General features: G+C 69.3%; 17 protein-coding genes and 2 rRNA genes (1 of these 19 cut by a window edge). 6 read left to right on the top strand and 13 right to left on the bottom strand.

Annotation, left to right across the window (positions count from 1 at the left end; genetic code table 11):
- From QRX50_RS46185 to QRX50_RS46175, 3 genes are all read left to right on the top strand, one after another.
- Positions 1–1,880 (top strand): 23S ribosomal RNA (locus QRX50_RS46185); it begins 1,238 nt to the left of the window's first position.
- 56 nt (positions 1,881–1,936) lie between these two features.
- A 5S ribosomal RNA gene (gene rrf, locus QRX50_RS46180) occupies positions 1,937–2,053 on the top strand.
- 154 nt (positions 2,054–2,207) lie between these two features.
- A complete protein-coding gene (locus QRX50_RS46175) occupies positions 2,208–3,026 on the top strand; it encodes a M55 family metallopeptidase (protein ID WP_285969363.1) in 819 nt (272 codons plus the stop codon).
- A gap of 822 nt (positions 3,027–3,848) precedes the next feature.
- Here QRX50_RS46175 and QRX50_RS46170 read toward each other — a convergent pair.
- From QRX50_RS46170 to QRX50_RS46145, 6 genes are all read right to left on the bottom strand, one after another.
- Positions 3,849–5,051 carry a L,D-transpeptidase gene (locus QRX50_RS46170; protein WP_285969362.1) on the bottom strand — a complete coding sequence of 401 codons (1,203 nt, stop codon included), beginning with the start codon at positions 5,049–5,051 and terminating at the stop codon, positions 3,849–3,851.
- A gap of 108 nt (positions 5,052–5,159) precedes the next feature.
- The gene (locus QRX50_RS46165) at positions 5,160–6,029 is read right to left on the bottom strand and encodes a patatin-like phospholipase family protein (RefSeq protein WP_285969361.1); all 870 of its coding nucleotides are present in this window, start codon (positions 6,027–6,029) and stop codon (positions 5,160–5,162) included.
- Between the two features lie 64 nt (positions 6,030–6,093).
- Positions 6,094–6,747: a DedA family protein gene (locus QRX50_RS46160; protein ID WP_285969360.1), complete on the bottom strand. Its 654-nt coding sequence runs from the start codon at positions 6,745–6,747 to the stop codon at positions 6,094–6,096.
- Between the two features lie 138 nt (positions 6,748–6,885).
- Positions 6,886–7,887: a lipoyl synthase gene (lipA, locus tag QRX50_RS46155; RefSeq protein WP_285969359.1), complete on the bottom strand. Its 1,002-nt coding sequence runs from the start codon at positions 7,885–7,887 to the stop codon at positions 6,886–6,888.
- Positions 7,888–7,924: 37 nt separating this feature from the next.
- Entirely contained in the window at positions 7,925–8,875 is a 951-nt protein-coding gene (locus tag QRX50_RS46150) for an oxidoreductase (protein ID WP_285969358.1), read from the bottom strand.
- A 35-nt stretch (positions 8,876–8,910) separates the two neighbouring features.
- Positions 8,911–9,447 (bottom strand): hypothetical protein, encoded by a 537-nt coding sequence (locus QRX50_RS46145; RefSeq protein WP_285969357.1) that lies wholly within the window; start codon positions 9,445–9,447, stop codon positions 8,911–8,913.
- Positions 9,448–9,579: 132 nt separating this feature from the next.
- Here QRX50_RS46145 and QRX50_RS46140 point away from each other — a divergent pair, with 132 nt between their 5' ends.
- Together QRX50_RS46140 and QRX50_RS46135 are read left to right on the top strand one after the other, a co-directional pair.
- Positions 9,580–10,200, top strand: a complete 621-nt coding sequence (locus QRX50_RS46140) for a TetR/AcrR family transcriptional regulator (protein ID WP_285969356.1) — start codon at positions 9,580–9,582, stop codon at positions 10,198–10,200.
- Positions 10,201–10,237: 37 nt separating this feature from the next.
- Positions 10,238–11,170 carry an LLM class F420-dependent oxidoreductase gene (locus QRX50_RS46135; protein WP_285969355.1) on the top strand — a complete coding sequence of 311 codons (933 nt, stop codon included), beginning with the start codon at positions 10,238–10,240 and terminating at the stop codon, positions 11,168–11,170.
- Between the two features lie 53 nt (positions 11,171–11,223).
- Here the strand turns inward: QRX50_RS46135 and lipB are convergent, their stop codons facing one another.
- From lipB to lpdA, 7 genes are all read right to left on the bottom strand, one after another.
- Positions 11,224–11,967, bottom strand: coding sequence for a lipoyl(octanoyl) transferase LipB (lipB, locus tag QRX50_RS46130; RefSeq protein WP_285969354.1), 744 nt, complete (start codon positions 11,965–11,967; stop codon positions 11,224–11,226).
- Positions 11,964–12,593 (bottom strand): phosphatase PAP2 family protein, encoded by a 630-nt coding sequence (locus QRX50_RS46125; protein WP_285969353.1) that lies wholly within the window; start codon positions 12,591–12,593, stop codon positions 11,964–11,966. The genes lipB and QRX50_RS46125 overlap by 4 nt, the downstream gene beginning before the upstream one ends.
- A complete protein-coding gene (locus QRX50_RS46120) occupies positions 12,590–13,474 on the bottom strand; it encodes a TIGR01777 family oxidoreductase (protein WP_285969352.1) in 885 nt (294 codons plus the stop codon). Before QRX50_RS46120 ends, QRX50_RS46125 begins: the two co-directional genes overlap by 4 nt.
- Before the next feature lie 15 nt (positions 13,475–13,489).
- Positions 13,490–13,987 (bottom strand): ArsR/SmtB family transcription factor, encoded by a 498-nt coding sequence (locus QRX50_RS46115; RefSeq protein ID WP_285969351.1) that lies wholly within the window; start codon positions 13,985–13,987, stop codon positions 13,490–13,492.
- A 4-nt stretch (positions 13,988–13,991) separates the two neighbouring features.
- Complete coding sequence (locus QRX50_RS46110; RefSeq protein WP_285969350.1) at positions 13,992–14,936, bottom strand: serine hydrolase; 945 nt, start codon at positions 14,934–14,936, stop codon at positions 13,992–13,994.
- A gap of 268 nt (positions 14,937–15,204) precedes the next feature.
- On the bottom strand, positions 15,205–17,004 hold the full coding sequence (sucB, locus tag QRX50_RS46105) for a 2-oxoglutarate dehydrogenase, E2 component, dihydrolipoamide succinyltransferase (protein WP_285969349.1): 1,800 nt from the start codon (positions 17,002–17,004) through the stop codon (positions 15,205–15,207).
- Positions 17,005–17,060: 56 nt separating this feature from the next.
- Positions 17,061–18,434, bottom strand: a complete 1,374-nt coding sequence (lpdA, locus tag QRX50_RS46100; protein ID WP_285969348.1) for a dihydrolipoyl dehydrogenase — start codon at positions 18,432–18,434, stop codon at positions 17,061–17,063.
- A 182-nt stretch (positions 18,435–18,616) separates the two neighbouring features.
- Between lpdA and QRX50_RS46095 the strand changes: the two genes are divergently transcribed.
- Positions 18,617–18,961 carry an oxidoreductase gene (locus QRX50_RS46095; protein ID WP_220237928.1) on the top strand — a complete coding sequence of 115 codons (345 nt, stop codon included), beginning with the start codon at positions 18,617–18,619 and terminating at the stop codon, positions 18,959–18,961.
- Positions 18,962–18,966: the final 5 nt, after the last annotated feature.

Below are 18,966 nucleotides of genomic sequence, written 5' to 3'. Positions count from 1 at the left end.
AGCTGTGTCATTGACACAATAGATCCGCGTGTTCCCTTGAGGAGCGTGTGTAGTCGTGTTGATGGGTAGGGGAGCGTCCTGCATCCAGGGAAGCCACGGTGGAAACCAGTGGTGGAGGGTGTGGGAGTGAGAATGCAGGCATGAGTAGCGAATGCAGAGTGAGAAACTCTGCCGCCGGATGACCAAGGGTTCCTGGGCCAGGCTAATCCGCCCAGGGTAAGTCGGGACCTAAGGCGAGGCCGACAGGCGTAGTCGATGGACAACGGGTTGATATTCCCGTACCCGAGCATGTGCGCCCATGATGAGGCAGTTGATACTAACCACCCAAAGCGCATGGTGAAGTCTTCGGATGGAGCTGTGTTGTGGAGCGTGGGATCTGATTCTGTAGTAGTCAAGCGATGGGGTGACGCAGGAAGGTAGCTCCGCCAGGCGATGGTTGTCCTGGTGTAAGCGTGTAGGCCGTCATGTAGGTAAATCCGCATGGCTATAGGCTGAGACGTGATGCGTAGCCGTTTGAGGCGAAGAGGGTGATCCTATGCTGCCGAGAAAAGCCTCTAGTGAGTGCATGCACGGCCCGTACCCCAAACCAACACAGGTGGTCAGGTAGAGAATACCAAGGCGATCGGGTGAACTGTGGTTAAGGAACTCGGCAAAATGCCCCCGTAACTTCGGGAGAAGGGGGGCCAGTGCTCTTGAGGCCTTTTACAGGCTAGGGAGTGGTGGCCGCAGAGACCAGCGGAAAGCGACTGTTTACTAAAAACACAGGTCCATGCGAAGTCGCAAGACGATGTATATGGACTGACGCCTGCCCGGTGCTGGAACGTTAAGAGGACCGGTTAATCCCTTCGGGGGTGAAGCTGAGAATTTAAGCGCCAGTAAACGGCGGTGGTAACTATAACCATCCTAAGGTAGCGAAATTCCTTGTCGGGTAAGTTCCGACCTGCACGAATGGCGTAACGACTTTCCGGCTGTCTCAACCACAGGCCCGGCGAAATTGCACTACGAGTAAAGATGCTCGTTACGCGCGGCAGGACGGAAAGACCCCGGGACCTTTACTATAGTTTGGTATTGGTTTTCGGTTCGGCTTGTGTAGGATAGGTGGGAGACCGTGAAGCGGTGACGCTAGTTACTGTGGAGTCATTGTTGAAATACCACTCTGGTCGAATTGGGAATCTGAACCTCGGGCCATGATCTGGTTCAGGGACAGTGCCTGATGGGTAGTTTAACTGGGGCGGTTGCCTCCTAAAGAGTAACGGAGGCGCCCAAAGGTTCCCTCAGCCTGGTTGGCAATCAGGTGTTGAGTGCAAGTGCACAAGGGAGCTTGACTGTGAGACAGACATGTCGAGCAGGGACGAAAGTCGGGACTAGTGATCCGGCACCACCTGGTGGAAGGGGTGTCGCTCAACGGATAAAAGGTACCCCGGGGATAACAGGCTGATCTTGCCCAAGAGTCCATATCGACGGCATGGTTTGGCACCTCGATGTCGGCTCGTCGCATCCTGGGGCCGGAGTAGGTCCCAAGGGTTGGGCTGTTCGCCCATTAAAGCGGCACGCGAGCTGGGTTTAGAACGTCGTGAGACAGTTCGGTCCCTATCCGCCGCGCGCGTAGGATACCTGAGGAAGGCTGTCCCTAGTACGAGAGGACCGGGACGGACGAACCTCTGGTGTGCCAGTTGTCCCGCCAGGGGCATGGCTGGTTGGCCACGTTCGGAAGGGATAACCGCTGAAGGCATCTAAGCGGGAAGCCTGTTCCAAGATGAGGTATCCCACCCCATGTGGGTTAAGGCCCCCAAGAGACGATTGGGTTGATAGGCCAGAGATGGAAGCACAGTAATGTGTTGTTGAGTTGACTGGTACTAATAGGCCGAGGACTTGCCTACAAAGATGTTACGCATCCACTCTACGGTTCTGAAACACCACGCGTGTTTCGTAGTGTTTCGGTGGTTATAGCGCCAGGGAAACGCCCGGTCCCATTCCGAACCCGGAAGCTAAGCCTGGTAGCGCCGATGGTACTGCAACCGAAGGGTTGTGGGAGAGTAGGACGCCGCCGAACTAAAAGTAAGGGTTAGGCCCCGGTTGAGAACGCGCAAGCGGTTCTCCCGGGGCCTAACCCTATTTCAGCACCTTTATCGCTTGAGAAGCCGGCATGCGTCCGGAACCATCCAGGTGGGCCGTGCGTGGCGTTCGGGGCGAAGGGGTGGTTCAGGATGCGGGTGCTCGTCTCGGTCGACATGGAAGGCATCGCCGGGGTGGTCCACAGCGATGACATCCAGCCCGGCCACCGTGAGTACGAACGCAACCGCGGCTTGCTGACCGAAGAGGCCAACGCTGCCGTGCGCGGCGTTTACGCCGCCGACCCGGACGCGCAGGTGCTGGTCGCCGACGCGCACGCACAGTTTCGCAACCTGGTGCCCGAGCTGCTGGACCAGCGAGGGGAACTGCTGCGCGGCACGCCCCGCCCGTGGGGCATGATGGCCGGCCTTTCGCCCGACCTCGACGCCGTGCTGTACATCGGCTACCACGGCAAAGCCGGCACACCCCGCTCGGTCCTCGCGCACACGATCGCCGGCCGCGTGATCGCCGACGTGCGCTGCAACGGGGTCTCCCTTGGCGAACTGGGCCTCAACACCGCCTTGGCGGCCCACCACGGCGTGCCGCCGGCACTGGTGAGCGGCGACGACACCGTCGCCGCGGAGGCCGCCGGCGCGGCCCCGGGCATCCACACCGTGGTGGTGAAGCGCGCGCTCGGCGCCCGCGCCGCCGCGATGATCCACCCCGAGGAGGCCTGCCGCCGGATCGAGGCCGCGGTCCCGCGCGCCCTGGCCGCCCGCGCCTCCGTACGCCCGCGCAGCATCGAAGGCCCGGTCGAGCTCGAGGTCCAGGTCCACCGTCCCCACCTGACGGAACACGCCCTGCTCGTACCCGGCATGGACCGCCGGGACGGCTGCACCCTCCTCTACACGGCACCGGACTTCCCGACTGCCTACAACGTCGTGGAACTGATCGCCGTCCTCGGCACCCTCTGACCGCACCCGGCCCCCGAGCTGCGCGGAAACAGCATCCGCTCGCCGGCGCCGGATCGGCGCCGCGCACTTGGTCGCCGCGGGCAAGTCGACCCAGCCGGCGATCCGAACCACCGTCTGACGGCGCCCGACCTCGCGCCCGGTTGCCGAGCCGCGCGGAAGCAGCACTCGGCGGAAGCAGCACTCGGTCGCCGGCACCAGACCGCGGAGGTGCCGCGCACTTGGTCGCCGCGGAGAAGCCGGCCATCCGCACGCGGTTCGGCCCGCGCGCGGGCCCGAGACGAGCGGGGAGCAGCCCTGGTCGTCGGCGCCGGATTGGTGCCGCGCGCTTCGTGGCGGCGGGCAAGCCGGCCCAGCCAGCCAACCGAGCCAGCGTCTGGCTGCGTCTGGCCCGACGTGGACGGAGGCGAATTGAGCGGAAGCCGCACCTGAGTCGTGGGTACCCGATCGATTCCGCGTGCTTTCTCGCCGCGGGGAAGCGGACCCGGCCGGCGATCCGGACCATCGTCCGACCGCGCGCGCCCGCGCGCACGGTCGCCGAGGTGAGCAGAAAACAGCACTCGGTCGTTGGCACCAGATTGGTACCGCGCGTTTGGTCGCCGCAGGCAAGCCGACCCAGCCGGCCGTCCGGACCGAAAACGGGATCCCCTCACCGGCCTTCGCAAAACAAAATCCCGGCGCAGAATCCCCGGCACAAAGTTCGGCACAAAGCCCACACGGCAACCCCAGACCCCAGACATGAGAAAGGCGCCGGAGCAAACCGCTCCGGCGCCTTCCGCCAGTCCGTCACCCGCGAGCCCCACTCCTCAGGAGGGAGGCGAAGGCTCAGAGAGCCGAGCCCTTCTGCCAGTCCGTCCAGGACTTGGACCAGTCGCCGTACAGGTCCCAGACCGGGAGCTGCGGGCCGCCCGAGTTGGTGACCTCGACGACGTCGCCGAGGCCGAAGTTCTGGAAGAACCATTCGGCGTTGGCGGCGTTGAGGTTGATGCAGCCGTGGGACACGTTGGAGCTGCCCTGCTGGCCGACGCTGTTCGGGTTCTCGTGGACGAACTCGCCGTCGTTCGAGATGCGTTCGGAGAACTTCTCGTCGGAGCGGTAAGCCTTCGGGTCGGGCGGGCAGACGCCGTAGGTGCAGGAGTCCATCGTGTAGTTGGCCTGCTTGAACGAGATCACGTGCGGACCCAGGTGGGTCGGCGTGGCGTCCTTGCCCATGGAGATCGGCATGGTCTTCACCATGGAGCCGTTGTGGAAGATCTGCATCTGCTCGGTGTTGCCGTCCGCCTTGGCGATCCAGGAGTCGTGCACCTTGTAGGTCTCGGTGCGGTCCTCGGCGCCGAACACGCCGTTGCCGAAGTCGACGCCGTAGATCTTCGCCGTGACGGTCAGCGTGGTGTTCGGCTGCCAGTACTCCTTGGGCCGGTAGTGGACGTTCTTGTCGTCCATCCAGTACCAGCTGCCGTCCTGCTTCGGCGACGACTGCACCGACAGCGCCTTCTCCACGGCGGCCTTGTTCTTCACCGCGACGCCGAAGCTGAACACGATCGGCTGCCCCACGCCGACACCGGTCGACTTCACGGCCGACGGCGCCGGGATCAGGTTCGCGTTCGCCTGCTTCTTCGGCGACACCGTGGTGACGTCACCGTCCTTCTCCACCTGCTTGCCGTCGGCGCCCTGGGCGTGTGCGACAACCTTGTAGGTGCCGCCGTAGCCGAGCACCTCGGTGGTGGTCCAGCTCGAGCCGTCCGTCGCGAGCTTGCCGGCGACCGACTTCCCCTTGGAGTTGGTCACCGTCACGTCGGTCAGCTTGCCGTTGGCGGCTTTGACGACGATCGGGGTGGTCGGGCTGATCCCGGAGGCGTTCGCCGGGTCGATCGACACCGTCGCCGCCGTGGCAGCCTGGCTTGTGCCACCCGGGGTGACGGGCGCCGCGCTGCCCCCGGTGGTGTCCCCACCGGAGGAGCAGGCCGAAACCAGCAGGGTTGCCGCGAGAATTCCGGCAACCGAAAGGAAAGTCTTCTTCGGGAACATTTTGTCTCTTTTGCGGGGTATCGCGGGCCGGCAGGCTTCTTCCATTCCAAAACTACGCGATCAGGAAGACGCCTCACGCAGCGGATAGGTGCATTGCAGTGGCGTGGATCACGCGGTGACGAGCCCCGGCGCGCCGTACAGACCGGGGCCGTCGACGACCAGTTCCTTCAGGTAGTCGCGGGCAGACTGGTAAGCCTCCTCGGCGAGGTGGTCGGTCCGCGTGAAGTCCAGTGGACTGACCCGCACGGGTGCCGGCCCGGGCAGGTAGACCACGGGCGCGCGCCGCGCCGCCGCGGGAGCCTCCAGCGCCGCCTGGTTGCGCATGCTGATCAAGGCGGTGAACATCATCACCTCGGCGAACGTGTGTGGCGCACCGGGCATCTTGCCCGGGAACGCGCAGTCCAGCACCACAAGCGATCGAGCGCCCATCGCGAGCGCCTGGCGCATCGGCACGTTGGCCACCAGGCCGCCGTCGTAGAGCAGCCGGCCGTCGTGGTCCACTGGTGGGTAGATCCCCGGGATCGCGCAGCTGGCCAGCAGCGGCTCGCGCAGCGGCCCCGTGCGGAACAGCACCGGCTCGGCGGTGTCGACGTCCGTGGTCACCACGCCGAGGGGGAGCGCCAGGTCCTCGAAGCGCCGGCCGGGGCCGAGGTGGTCGTCGATGATCTTCGTGAGACCCGTGTTGGGGAACAGGTTCGTCTTGCTGTGGCGAAGCGTCCGCACCTGGCTGAACACGCCGCCGGGAAAAGCTTCGTGTTTCGTCATGTGCTTCCAGATGTCGTGCAGGCGCCCGAGCCGGTCGGCGCCGGGCAGCGCCAGCACGGCCGCGTTGAGCGAACCCACCGACGTCCCGACCACGAGGTCGGGCGTCACACCGGCTTCGTCCAGCGCGCGCAGCATCCCGACCTGCAGCGCGCCCAGGCTCCCTCCGCCGCCGAGCACGAATGCCACCGGCCCGGGGAGATCGAGTGGGGTCATACCGCCGAATGTAGTAACCGTGAGCGCTCACGGCGGCGTCACGGACGTGTGATGCCGCAACGGCTCATTCCGCGACGCGCACGGGTTCCTCAGTCTTCTCGGACGCCAGGGCCTTGCGCTTTTTCAGGCGAACCAGGAAGAACACCAGCACCCCGAGGACCACGGCCGCCGCCACGAGAAAGCCCGTGCTGAGCGCGCCCTCCACGTTCTTGGCCGCCTCCCCGAGCGCCGCGCCGAGGCTGATGTGCACGAGCGACCAGCACAGCGCCCCCGCGGCCGTCGCGGGCAGGAACTTCCGGAACGGCAGCCGTGATGCGCCCGCGGCAGCCGGCGTCAACGTCCGCAAGACCGGCAGGAACCGCGCGAAGAACACCGCCCACGCGCCGCGCCGCTCCAGCACGCCGGCGGCCTTGTCCCACGCGTCGAGGCCGTACTTGCGGATCAGCTTCGTCTCGCGCAGCCGTGGTCCGAACCGGTGGCCGAGCGCGTAGCCGACGGAGTCGCCGAGCGCCGCGCACACCGTGACCACGGCCCACAGCGTGAGAAAGCGCGGGGTCGTGGTCGCCGTCGTGGCCGCGACGAGCAGCGCCGACTCGCCGGGGACGAGGAACCCCAGGCCGATGGTGCACTCGGCGAACACGAGCCCGCCGGCCGCGGCGACAAGGCCCGGTTCCGGGAGTCCTTGCAGCCAGTTCAGGAGATCCGTTACCAAAGCCACAAGGTCACTTTACGGATTCTTTGGGATCCGTCACGGCGTTCGGCCTGACCTGGGGGACTTCCCAGGGGTGGCCCGTAGGGGCCGGGAACGACGAAGGGCCCGCTCGAGGTGAGCGGGCCCTTCGGAGCGAAACGTCGGTCAGCGCGCGAGGAGCGAGCTGGCTTCCTGCGCGGCCGGACCCTGCTCGGCCAGGTGCGCCAGGTTCTCCGGCAGTTCCTCGCCACGGTGGGCCTTGGTCTGCGCGTAAAGCCGTCCGGCGCGATACGAGGAGCGCACCAGCGGACCTGCCATCACACCGGCGAATCCGAGAGCCTCGGCCGCCTGGGAGTGCTCCACGAACTCTTCCGGCTTCACCCAGCGGTCCACAGGGTGGTGCCGGGGCGACGGCCGCAGGTACTGCGTGATCGTCAGGATCTCGCAGCCCGCCTCGACCAGGTCGCGCATCGCGGGCTCGACCTCGTCGGGCGTCTCGCCCATGCCGAGGATCAGGTTCGACTTCGTCACCAGACCGGCTTCGCGGGCCTTCGTGATGACCTCCAGCGAACGCGCGTAGCGGAAACCGGGACGAATCCGCTTGAAGATCCGCGGCACCGTCTCCACGTTGTGCGCCAGCACCTCCGGCCGCGACCCGAACACCTCGGCCAGCTGCGCCGGATCCGCGTTGAAGTCCGGGATCAGCAGCTCGACACCCGTACCCGGGTTCAGCTCGTGGATCTGCCGCACGGTCTCCGCGTACAGCCAAGCCCCACCGTCCGCCAGGTCATCCCGCGCGACGCCCGTGACGGTCGAGTACCGCAAACCCATGGCCTGCACGGACTCCGCGACCTTCCGCGGCTCCGTGCGGTCCAGCGCGGCCGGCTTCCCGGTGTCGATCTGGCAGAAATCACAGCGACGCGTGCACTGGTCCCCGCCGATCAGGAACGTCGCCTCGCGGTCTTCCCAGCACTCGTAGATGTTGGGACAGCCCGCCTCCTCACAGACAGTGTGCAGGCCCTCCCGGCGCACCAAGCCCTTCAGCTCGGTGAACTCCGGCCCCATCCGCACCTTCGTCCTGATCCACGACGGCTTCTTCTCGATCGGCGTCTCGCTGTTGCGGACCTCGAGCCGCAGCAACTTCCGCCCTTCAGGCGCAGCAGTCACGTCGACCACACTACGCCCGTGGTACCGGGCGAATCGCCTACTGAGGGTCCGGCGTGACGTTCGTCAAGCGGGCCGTCAAGTCCCACAATGCGGTCGCCGTCGCGAGGTCGCGGGCGGCGGCGAGCGGGCGCACCTTCGTGGGGTGCCCACGGGAGCCGAAGAGGCGGTCCGGGCCGTAGTAGTCGCCGCCCTCGACGCCGGGCTGGGTGGCCGCGTAGAGCTGCGGCAGCGCCCCGTGCGTGAGGTCCTGAGCCAGCACCAGGTTGCCGAGGTGCATGGTGCCGAGCATCAAGGTGCGCACGACAGGGTTGTCGTAGGACTTCGCCATCCCGGTCTGCAAACCGGTTTCGGTGTAGCCGGGGTGGGCGAGCACGCTGATCACCGGCGAACCCGCCGCGCGGAGCCGCCGGTCGAGCTCCAGCCCGAAGATCTGGTCGGCGAGCTTCGACTGCCCGTAGGCGGCGCCCGTGTTGAACCGGCCGTGCTCGAAGTTCGGGTCCGCCAGCCGGATGCGCGCGCCGGTGGCCGCCATGCTCGAGAGCGTGACCACGCGCGCCGCCGTGCCGCCGCGCAGTGCGGGCATGAGCAGCCACGTGAGCGCGGCCGGCCCGAGGTAGTTGGTGCCGAATTGCAGCTCGAAGCCGTCGGCCGTCCGGCTCTTGGGGGTGCCCATGACGCCGGCGTTGTTCACGAGCACGTCGAGCGCGTCGCCGGTCAGCTCGCGCACCGACGTCGCCGCCTTGTGCACTGACGCGAGGTCGGCCAGATCCAGCGGCACGAGCTCGGGCGAGGCACCGGAGGCCACGGCGCGCACGCGGTCGAGCGCGGCGGCACCGCGCTCGGCCGAGCGGCACGCGAGCAGCACCCGTGCGCCGCGGCCGGCGAGAACTTCCGCCGTGCGTAGACCGAGGCCCGAGTTGGCGCCGGTGATCAGGACGGCCCGGCCGGTCTGGTCGGCCAGCTCGGCCTCGGTCCAGCGTGGGTTCATGGGGCTCACCTAACTACACGCCTGTAACTACGTGGTCACGCGCTGGGGGCGAGCAGGCGCATCAGGTGCCCCATCGGGCTCCGGCGCCGCGCCGGGGCCGCCGGACGGTGGTGGCCCGCCCGCACCAGTGAATCGAAGGCGTAGCCGACGCGGGTGATCTCTTCCGTCGGCTCACCGGGCGCGGCCAGCCCCGCCGTGAGCGCCAGCATCCGCAGCTCGCCCTCGTGCAGGTTCGCCAGAGACGGGTGCCGGGTCAGCGCGCTGTCGAGCACCGCGCGCAGCGTCTCGTGCTCGGACCGCGCGCGCCGCCACGCGCGGGAAACGGTGTCGACCTGGTCGCCGACGCCGTCGGCCGCGGCGTCCTCCGGGTCGGCCAGCTCGGCGCGCAGGTGCCCCCCGAGCACCTGCGTCCACTTGTACTGCAGCGCCAGCAGCAGGTTCTCTTCACCGCCGAAAACGTCGGTGGCGCCGGGGATCTCGGCGAGTGCGAGCGGCTCACCCGGGGTGCGCTGCGCGTGGCGCACGGCCGCCTCGAGGATTTCCCGGCGTCGGTAGAAGTCAGTCCAGCTCATGGTGTGGGCTCCCCCTCCGTGGCCCGGGTCGTACCGCGGGTTTGCGGCATACTCCCGGTACGGACCTGACGCGGTGAACATACCATGGGTATGGAGATCGCCGTCCGGCGTAAGGTTGTGAGGGTGCCGACAATGAGGTCCAGACGACTCGACTACTCGGAGTCCACACGATCCGCCCTGGTCGACAGCGCCGTCGAGCTGTTCACGAAACGCGGTTACGCGGGTACCTCGCTCGACGAGGTGGCCAAACGCGCCCGCGTGACGAAGGGCGCGCTGTACCACCACTTCAGCGGCAAGCAGGCCCTGTTCGAAGCCGCGTTCGACTCCGTGGAAAGCCTGGTCTACGACCGGCTGGAGAAGATCATGACCGGCCCCGGCACGCCGTGGGAACGGGCGATGGGCGCGCTCAACGCGTTCATCAAGAGCTGCCTCGACCCGGCCTACCAGCGCATCGCGATCCACGAGGCGCCGGTGGTGATGGGCTGGGAACGCTGGCGCGAGGCCGAAGAGCAGTGCAGCTTCGGGCTCCTCCGCGCGGGTCTGCAGTCGCTCGTGGACGCCGGCGAGGTCGAGCCCGTGCCGGTCGACATCACGGCCCGGCTCCTGTTCGGCGCGCTGTCCAGCGCGGCCACGGAGATCGCGAGCGCGGCCGACCCGAAGAAGGTCGGTGAGCAGATCGAGGACGTGATCGTGCGGATGCTGCTGCGCCTTCGTCAGCCGGGCGAGGCGGGGGAGCGACCGGCCGCGAGCTGAGCGGCGTCGTGAACTGCGCCGTGGCTAGGCTGGCGCCATGGACTTGAGGATCTTCACGGAGCCCCAGCAGGGCGCCACGTACGACGACCTCCTGCGCGTCGCCCAGGCGACCGAGGCCGCCGGCTTCGACGCGTTCTTCCGCAGCGACCACTACCTGAAGATGGGCGACGGCGACGGCCTGCCCGGGCCCACCGACGCGTGGATCACCCTGGCCGGGCTCGCCCGCGAGACGAAGCGGATCCGCCTCGGCACGCTCGTCACCGCGGCGACGTTCCGCCACCCCGGCCCGCTCGCGATCTCCGTGGCGCAGGTCGACCAGATGTCGGGCGGGCGTGTGGAGTTCGGCCTCGGCGCGGGCTGGTTCGACACCGAGCACACCGCCTACGCGCTCACGCTGCCGCCGCTGAAGGAGCGCTTCGACCGCTACGCGGAGCAGCTGGAGATCATCACCGGCCTGTGGAAGACGCCGGTGGATGAGACGTTCTCGTTCTCCGGTGAGCACTACACCGTCGTCGACTCACCCGCGCTGCCGAAGCCCGCGCAGTCGCCCGCGCCGCCCGTGATCATCGGCGGTGGCGGCAAGAAGCGCACGCCCGAGCTGGCCGCGCGCTTCGCCGACGAGTTCAACCTGCCGTTCGCGAGCCCGGAAGCCGCGCTGGCGCAGTTCGAGCGCGTCGCCGCCGCGGCCGAGGCCGTGGGCCGCGACCCGAAGGAGATCCTGCGTTCGGTGGCGCTCACCGTCGCGATCGGCCGCGACGACGCCGAGGTGGCGCGCCGGGCCGGGGCCATCGGCCGCGACCTCGGCGAGCTGCGTGAGTCGGGTCTGGCCGGCACGGCGGCGGAGGTCGTCGACCGCATCGGGCAGTGGCGGGAGAAGACGGGCATCACCCGGCTCTACCTGCAGGTGCTCGACCTGCAGGACCTGGACCACCTCGAGCTCATCGCCTCGGACGTGGCTCCGCAGCTGTGAATCACCCGCCGTCGGCGGCGCCGGTACGAACCGGCGCCGCCGACGGCGAGTTCTCAGTTCTGCAGGGCGAAGGTGACGCCCGGCGCCGAAGGCGCTTCCGGGCGCGGCAGCCAGCGGTCGTCACGCACGACCAGCTCGCCCTCGAGCGCGGCCAGCACGGCGTCGCGCGCCATGGGCAGCACCTCGGCCACGGTGACGTCGCGCTCCAGTTCGTAGGACAGCGAAGTGACGCCGGCGTCGCGGATGCCGCACGGCACGATCGTGTCGAACGCGCCGAGGTCGGCGTTGCAGTTGAGCTCGAAGCCGTGCATGGTCACGCCGCGCTGCACGCGGATGCCGATGGCGGCGATCTTGCGCTCGATGCCGCGGTCGTCGGCCGGGATCCACACGCCGCTGCGGCCCTCGACGCGGCCGGTGCGCACGCCGAGCTGCTCGCACACCACGATCAGCGCCTCCTCGAGGCGGCGCACGTAGTGCATGACGTCGATGGGATCCGCGAGCTCCAGGATCGGGTAGCCGACGAGCTGCCCGGGCCCGTGCCACGTGATCTTGCCGCCGCGGTCCACGTCGATCACCGGCGTGCCGTCGGCCGGCCGGTCCTCGGGCTCCGTGCGCTTGCCCGCGGTGTAGACCGACGGGTGCTCGAGCAGCAGCAGGGTGTCCGGGCCGGTCTTGTCGGCGCGCGCGGTGAGGATCTCCCGCTGCAGGTCCCAGGCCTCGGTGTAGTCGATCGTGCCGAGCTCCCGGACTACGACGGGTTCGGTGGCGGCACGGCAGGAATCGGTCGAAGAACTCACTCGTCGAGGCTACGCCCGTCGGGCCCGCGAAAGGGCAGGAGCCGCAGTGCCGTCGCCGACACCAGCCCCACTCCCAGGACCGCGAGCACGGCACCGATGGTGTCCGTGACCCAATGCACACCCAGCACGATCCGGCAGGCTGCCGCCACCACGGTCGCGCCCACCGCGATGCCTGCCGCCCAGCGGCCGAACCGCGGCGCGAACCAGCCGCACACCAGCACCACGACCAGCCCGGTCGAGGCCACCGCGACGACGTGGCCGCTGGGGTAGCTCAGGTCGGGGTACTCGCGTGGCCGCTGGCGCAGGAACACGGGTTTGAACGCCAGGCTCGTCAGCCGGCACAGCACCAGCACCACGGCCAGCCGAACGCACAACGACAGGTTCGAACGGTCCCGCAACGCCAGCGCGAGCAGTGCCACTCCGAGAACCCAGGGCAGCACGGGACCGAGGACGTTCGTGACGACGCCCGCGACCAACCCGGCCGGGCGCGTGTCCTGGCCGCGCAACGCGTTCGCGACCTCCGTGTCGAGCTGCAGCGGCTGCCGGTCGACGAGCAGGCCCAGTGCGACGAAAGCGGCGCACAGCACCACGCCCGTCACGACCCAGCGGACACGCGGCACGGTCATGTCGCGGCGGCCAGCGCGCTCTCCAGAGTGCGGTGGCGGAACTCGTAGCCTGTGTGTTCCAGCCGCCGGGGGACGGCGCGCTGGCCGTACAACGCCATTTCCTCGCCGGCCTGCCCGAGCGCGAGCTTCAGCGCGATCCCCGGCACCCACCAGGGTGCGGGCCGGTGCAGGGCGTGACCGAGGGCTTTCGTGAATTCGGCGTTGGTGACGGGCGCGGGGCCGGCGAGGTTGACGGGGCCGGACAGCGTCTCGTGTTCGAGCGCGTGGACGAGGGCGCCGACCTCGTCGTCGAGCGAGATCCACGGCATGAACTGGCGGCCGTCGCCGAGGCGGCCGCCGAGGGCGAAGCCGAAGAGCGGCCGCAGCACGTCGAGCAGGCCGCCCTTGCGTGCGAGCACGAGGCCGGTGCGGACGAGTACCACGCGGGTGCCGGCCGTTTTCGCGGCTGCGGTCGCGCCTTCCCAGGCCGTGCAGAGCTCCGCCAGGAAACCCGTGCCGGCGCCCGCGGTTTCGTCGACCACGTGGGAACCGGTGTTGCCGTAGAAGCCGACGGCGGAGGCGTTCACGAGCACCTTCACGCCGTGTTCGGCCACGGCTTCGGCGAGCACCTCCGTGGGCTCGACGCGGCTGTCGAGCAGCACCTGCTTGCGCATCGCGCTCCAGCGGCCTGGCAGCAGCGGCGCGCCGCAGAGGTTCACGACTGCGTCGATGCCGTCGAACGCGCCCTCGTCGATCCGCGCCGACGGCGGGTCCCAGCCGTGTTCGTCGGCCGCCTGCGCGCCACGCCGCACGAGGCGGCGCACGTCGTGGCCGGCCGAGCGCAGCCGCGCCGCCAGTGCCGTGCCGATGAGCCCGCCGGACCCCGCGATGAGTACCCGCATGCCTGAGATCGTGTCCTATCCGTCCGACGATCGCACGCCCGGGCGCAGCTGCCCGGCGATGTCCGCCGCGGCGGTCAGCAGCACCAGTGCGGGAATCACGGCGGTCGGGCGCAGCCGGTAGGTGCCCCGTCCGTCCTGCTCCACGAGTCCGGCGGCCGTGAGCGTCTTGAGGTGGTGGTAGAGCCGCCCGGGCGAGCCCAGCTGCGCGGCTTCTTGCAGCGCGGCGCCCGTCTGCGCGCCGTCTCGGGCGAGCACGCGCACGAGCGCGATGCGGTCCGGGCTGGACAGTGCGGCCAGGACTTCGGCGCGCGGGCCGTCCGGCAGGGCGAGCACGGCGGGTGCGGGGAGGCGGATCTGCCAGCCCAGGTTCGTCAGCTCGCCCTGGTAGCCGACGACCCCGCCGGGGCCGTCCTGGCCGTCCTGGCTGTCCTGAGTGGACTCGGCGGGCCGGCCCTCGAGCGCGGCGACCCGGCGTTCGAGGGCCGCCACGCGTTCGGCGAGGTCTTCGGTCATGTACTCAGTGTCCCAGTGCCCCCGCCAGATCCGCGAACGTGGCGGGCGTGGTGAGCGCGCCGGTGCACAGTCCCAGCAACACGACGACGTGCTCGGTGTCCGCCGGCGAGATGTCGGAGAGCAGGAGCACGGCCGTGCCGGGGCGGCGGTCCGGCCACAGCAGGTCGATGCCGAGCGTGACGATTCCCGGGTAGCTGCCGCCCTTGAACAGCATCGCGGTCGTGCCCGGTGGCTGGTGGCCCGCGTACTGGGCGCCGAGGATCTGCCGCGTCAGACCGGCGGCTTTCCCTTGCGCGGTGGCGATTTCGTGGTGCATGGCGGCCAGCTGCCGCGCCGTGCCGCGTCCGCTGGCAGCGGCCCAGGCGAGCTGTCTGTCCAAAGTGGGCGGTTGTGTGGTGGCGCGGGGGAGCACTTGCGCGCGGAAGGCCGGGTCGTGCGCGAAGCGGTCGGACAGCCGGTCCCCGGCCGCGCGGCGGATTCTTGCCGGAGCGCCGGGCGGTGGGCAGAACTCGGGGAACAGCAACAGGAGCGTCTCGCCGCCGAACATCCGCACGTCCGGGTCGAACCAGCCGGCGCGGGCGGCTTCGGCCCGCAGCGCGGCGTCGCCGAGACGCGCCCGCAGGTAGTCGGCCGCGGCGCCGTCGCTGACCTCGATCATCAGCTCGGCCATCCGGTGCAGGGGCACGGTCTGGTCGGGGTTCGTCGCCATGCCGTACGCGTCGTGGGGGATGCCGAGCAGCGAGTAGGACTGCAGGTGGGAGCCGCCGTCGCCGAGGTAGGGGTAGCGCGCGTCCCAGTCGCCGACGCGGATCGGCTCGTCCGGGTCCAGCCGCCGCTGGGCGACGGCCCGCGCGTAGGCCGCGGCGTGCGCGACCTTGATCGCCGACGCCAACGGCCTCGGCGTCACCGGCTGGTGCACGAGGCGATGGCCGGCGCCGTCGTCGAACACGGCCGAGACCGTCGCACGATGCTCGGCGAGCCACCGCAACCAGCCGGCGGTGGTCGCGAGATCCGGCGGGGTCGCGGCGCGTGCGATGCCGGGCAGGAGAACGGCGGCGGCTCCCGTGGCCGCCGCGCTGGTCAGGAGTCTGCGTCGGGTCAGCGTGGGGCTACCATACTCCGAGATTCCGTAATTCCGGAATTTCAATTATTCTGGAAATGGCGAAGGCCCCGCACCCCCTGGGGAGTGCGGGGCCTTCGACAGACCGGCTACCGCGTCAGAGGCCGAGCTCGTCCTCGAACTTGCCCTCTTCCAGACGCTGCTTGATCGTCGTGAGGAAGCGGCCGGCATCGGCGCCGTCGACCAGGCGGTGGTCGTAGGTCAGCGGCAGGAACACCATCGAGCGGACGGCGATCGTGTCGTTGCCCTCGGCGTCGGAGACGACGACCGGGCGCTTCACGACGGCGCCGGTACCGAGCATGCCGGACTGCGGCTGCACGATGATCGGCGTGTCGAACAGCGCGCCGTTGCTGCCGATGTTCGTGACGGTGAAGGTGCCACCGGTCAGCTCGTCCGGCTTGATGTGGTTGGCCCGCGCCCGCGCCGCCAGGTCGGCGATGCGGTGCGCGAGACCGGCCAGGCTCAGCTCACCCGCGTCGTGGATCACGACCGACAGCAGGCCGCGGTCGGTGTCCACCGCGATGCCCAGGTGCACGGCGCCGTGGTAGGTGATCTCCTTCGTGTCCTCGTTGTAGGACGCGTTGACGTTCGGGTGCTGCTTGAGCGCCTCGACGGTGGCCTTCGCGAAGAACGGCAGGAACGTGAGGTTCACGCCCTCGCGCTCGCGGAAGGCCGCCTTCGCGCGCTGGCGCAGCTTGGCGATCTTCGTCACGTCCACCTCGTGCACCTGCGTGAGCTGCGCGGAAATCTGCAGCGACTCGCGGGTCTTGGTGGCCGTGATCTGCCGGATCCGGCTGGCCTTCTGCACCGTACCGCGCAGGGCGGCGATGTCCGGCGAGACGGCGGCCGGAGCCGACGGGGCAGCCGCGGCCGGAGCAGGGGCCTGCGCGGCCGGGGCCGGGGCGGCAGCCGCGGGCGCCGGGGCGGCCGCCTTCTGCTTGGCCTCGGCCGCCGCGAGCACGTCCTGCTTGCGGATGCGGCCGCCGACACCGCTGCCGGTCAGCGTCGACAGGTCGATGTCGTGCTCGGACGCGAGCTTGCGCACCAGCGGCGTGACGTACGGGCCGTCGGCCGAACCGTTGTCCTCGGCCTTGGCGGCCGGGGCAGCGGCGGCCGCAGCCGGAGCCGGAGCAGCCGGAGCGGGCGCGGGAGCGGCGGGCGCCGGGGCAGGAGCCGGCTTGCTCTCCTGAACCGGGGCCGGAGCCGGGGCAGCCGGGGCCGGAGCGGACGGCGCCGGGGCGGCGGCCGGAGCCGCACCCGCGTCACCGATCACCGCGAGAACCCCGCCGACCTCGACGGTCTCGTCCTCACCGGCGCGGATCTCGAGCACCGTGCCGGCGACCGGCGACGGCACCTCGGTGTCGACCTTGTCCGTGGAGATCTCGAGCAGCGGCTCGTCGAGCTCGACCGAGTCGCCGACCTGCTTCAGCCAGCGGGTCACGGTGCCCTCGGTGACGCTCTCGCCCAGCTCGGGCAGCTTCACCTCGGTGCCCTGGCCACCCGACGCCGGAGCCGTGTCCGGACGCGACGGGGCCTCGGCCTGCGGAGCCTGCGCGGCGGGCGCCGGCTCTGGCTCGGGCTCGGGCGCCGCCTGCGGCTCCGGAGCGGATTCCTGCGCGGGCTCGGCGGCCGGCTCGGCAGCGGCGGGGACGCCACCGGTGCCGTCGTCGATCACCGCGAGCTCGCCGCCGACCTCGACGGTCTCGTCCTCACCGGCGCTGATCTTCACCAGGGTGCCGGCCACGGGGGACGGGACCTCGGTGTCGACCTTGTCGGTGGAGATCTCGAGCAACGGCTCGTCGACCGCGACGGTGTCGCCTTCCTGCTTCAACCACCGGGTGACGGTGCCTTCAGTGACGCTCTCACCGAGCTCCGGCAACGTGACGGAGTAGGCCATCGTTCGCTGACTCCCTTGATCTGTAAGACGTAGGTTTGGATTGTGCTGGTGAGACGTCAGCTGTGCACGTGCAGCGGCTTGCCCGCGAGGGCAAGGAACGCTTCACCGAGGGCCTCGGTCTGGGTGGGGTGCGCGTGGATGAGGGGGGCGACGTCCTCCGGGAACGCCTCCCAGTTGTAGACCAGCTGCGCTTCGCCGATCAGCTCGCCGACGCGGTCGCCCACCATGTGCACGCCGACGACCGGGCCGTCGGGAGCCTTGACCAGCTTCACGCCACCGGAGGTCTTGAGGATCTGGCTCTTGCCGTTGCCGCCGAGATCGTAGGTGTAGGTGGTGACGTCGTTGCCGTACTTCTCCTTGGCCTGCGACTCGGTGAGCCCGACCGAGGCGACCTCGGGGTGCGAGTAGGTGACGCGCGGGATGCCCTTCTCGTCGATCACGCGCGGGGCGAGCCCGGCGATCTCCTCGGCGACGAAGATGCCCTGCTGGAAGCCGCGGTGGGCCAGCTGCAGGCCCGGCACGATGTCGCCGACGGCGTAGACGTTCGGCAGGTTCGTGCGCAGGCGGTCGTCGGTGAGGACGAAGCCGCGGTCGATCTTGACGCCGGCCTCCTCGTAGCCGTGGCCCGCGGAGTTCGGGCCGCGGCCGACGGCTACCAGTAGCAGGTCGGCCTCGATGGTCTCGCCGGACTCCAGCGACACGCTCACGCCGTTGTCGTCCTGCTTCGCGCCGGTGAACCGCACACCCGTCTTGAAGGCGATCTTGCGACGGCGGAACGCACGCTCGAGCTGCTTGGACGCGAACTCGTCCTCGGCGGGCACCAGGCGCGGCAGGGCCTCGACCACGGTGACGTCGACGCCGAAGGAGGCCCAGACGCTCGCGAACTCCACGCCGATCACACCGCCGCCGAGCACCACGACCTTCTTCGGCACCCAGTCCAGCGCGAGCGCCTGCTCGCTGGCGATGATCCGGCCGCCGAGCTCCAGGCTGGGCAGGGTCCGCGAGTACGAACCGGTGGCGAGGATGACGTTCTTGCCCGTGTAGCGCGTGCCGTCGACCTCGACGGTCGTGCCGCCGACGAACGTGCCGGTGCCCTCGACCAGGTTCACCTTGTGCGCCTTGGCCAGGCCCTGCAGGCCCTTGTACAGGCGGGAGACAATGCCGTCCTTGTACTTGTTGACCCCGGCGATGTCGATGCCTTCGAACACGGCCTTGACCCCGACCGATTCGGCCTCGCGAGTCTCGTCGGCGACTTCGGCTGCGTGCAGCAGGGCCTTGGTCGGGATGCACCCACGGTGCAGGCAGGTCCCGCCCAGCTTGTCCTTCTCGATCAGCGTGACGGAAAGGCCCAGCTCGGCCGCGCGGAAAGCCGCGGCGTAGCCGCCCGATCCGCCTCCCAGGATCACAAGGTCGGCGGAGGTGTCGCTCACTTCAATAACTCCTCGGCAGCGGTGTAGGGGTGAAGCTCGGTCGTCGCGCAGCCCCGGTATAACCGCGCGCGCGACACCAGCCATCTTGTCACTACGCCGATCCGGCCGACCAACCCGGCCGTGCGACACCGACCACACCTGATCGTGGGAATAATGGAGTTCGTACTACTGCAGGAAGAGAGGTGGTCGGAGTGGGGATCTTCGACTCGCTGCGTCGGCGCGGCCGAGGCGGCAGACGTCCGGGAACGATGCGCAAGGCCACCTCCGAAGACACCCGTCACCTGGAGGAATGGGCCGCGTCGAGGCGTGGCGTCGAGGCGTACGTCGAGCCCCGCACCACCGTGACGGAAGCCACTGTGGTCCTTATCGCCCACGACGGCGAGTGGACCCGCCGGCGCATCGGCAGCCTCCAGGCGGCGCTGCACTTCGGCGAGAAGCGGTCGATTCCGGTGTACGAGGTGTCGCGGGTCGGTTACCCCAAGCGCATGCGCGAGTACACGGAGCGGAAGAAGCGCGGTCAGGTCTAGCGGCT

Source organism: Amycolatopsis sp. 2-15, from assembly GCF_030285625.1.
In the GTDB taxonomy this organism is placed as follows: Bacteria; Actinomycetota; Actinomycetes; order Mycobacteriales; family Pseudonocardiaceae; genus Amycolatopsis; species Amycolatopsis carbonis.
This window is presented reverse-complemented; position numbering and strand designations above follow the sequence as displayed.

Coding starts and splice junctions, on each gene's coding strand:
- QRX50_RS46170 (WP_285969362.1), bottom strand. CDS start 5,051: ATGTTCCCGAAGAAGACTTTCCTTTCGGTTGCCGGAATTCTCGCGGCA.
- QRX50_RS46175 (WP_285969363.1), top strand. CDS start 2,208: ATGCGGGTGCTCGTCTCGGTCGACATGGAAGGCATCGCCGGGGTGGTC.
- QRX50_RS46135 (WP_285969355.1), top strand. CDS start 10,238: ATGGACTTGAGGATCTTCACGGAGCCCCAGCAGGGCGCCACGTACGAC.
- QRX50_RS46115 (WP_285969351.1), bottom strand. CDS start 13,987: ATGACCGAAGACCTCGCCGAACGCGTGGCGGCCCTCGAACGCCGGGTC.
- QRX50_RS46125 (WP_285969353.1), bottom strand. CDS start 12,593: ATGACCGTGCCGCGTGTCCGCTGGGTCGTGACGGGCGTGGTGCTGTGC.
- QRX50_RS46120 (WP_285969352.1), bottom strand. CDS start 13,474: ATGCGGGTACTCATCGCGGGGTCCGGCGGGCTCATCGGCACGGCACTG.
- QRX50_RS46145 (WP_285969357.1), bottom strand. CDS start 9,447: ATGAGCTGGACTGACTTCTACCGACGCCGGGAAATCCTCGAGGCGGCC.
- QRX50_RS46140 (WP_285969356.1), top strand. CDS start 9,580: ATGAGGTCCAGACGACTCGACTACTCGGAGTCCACACGATCCGCCCTG.
- QRX50_RS46150 (WP_285969358.1), bottom strand. CDS start 8,875: ATGAACCCACGCTGGACCGAGGCCGAGCTGGCCGACCAGACCGGCCGG.
- sucB (WP_285969349.1), bottom strand. CDS start 17,004: ATGGCCTACTCCGTCACGTTGCCGGAGCTCGGTGAGAGCGTCACTGAA.
- QRX50_RS46165 (WP_285969361.1), bottom strand. CDS start 6,029: ATGACCCCACTCGATCTCCCCGGGCCGGTGGCATTCGTGCTCGGCGGC.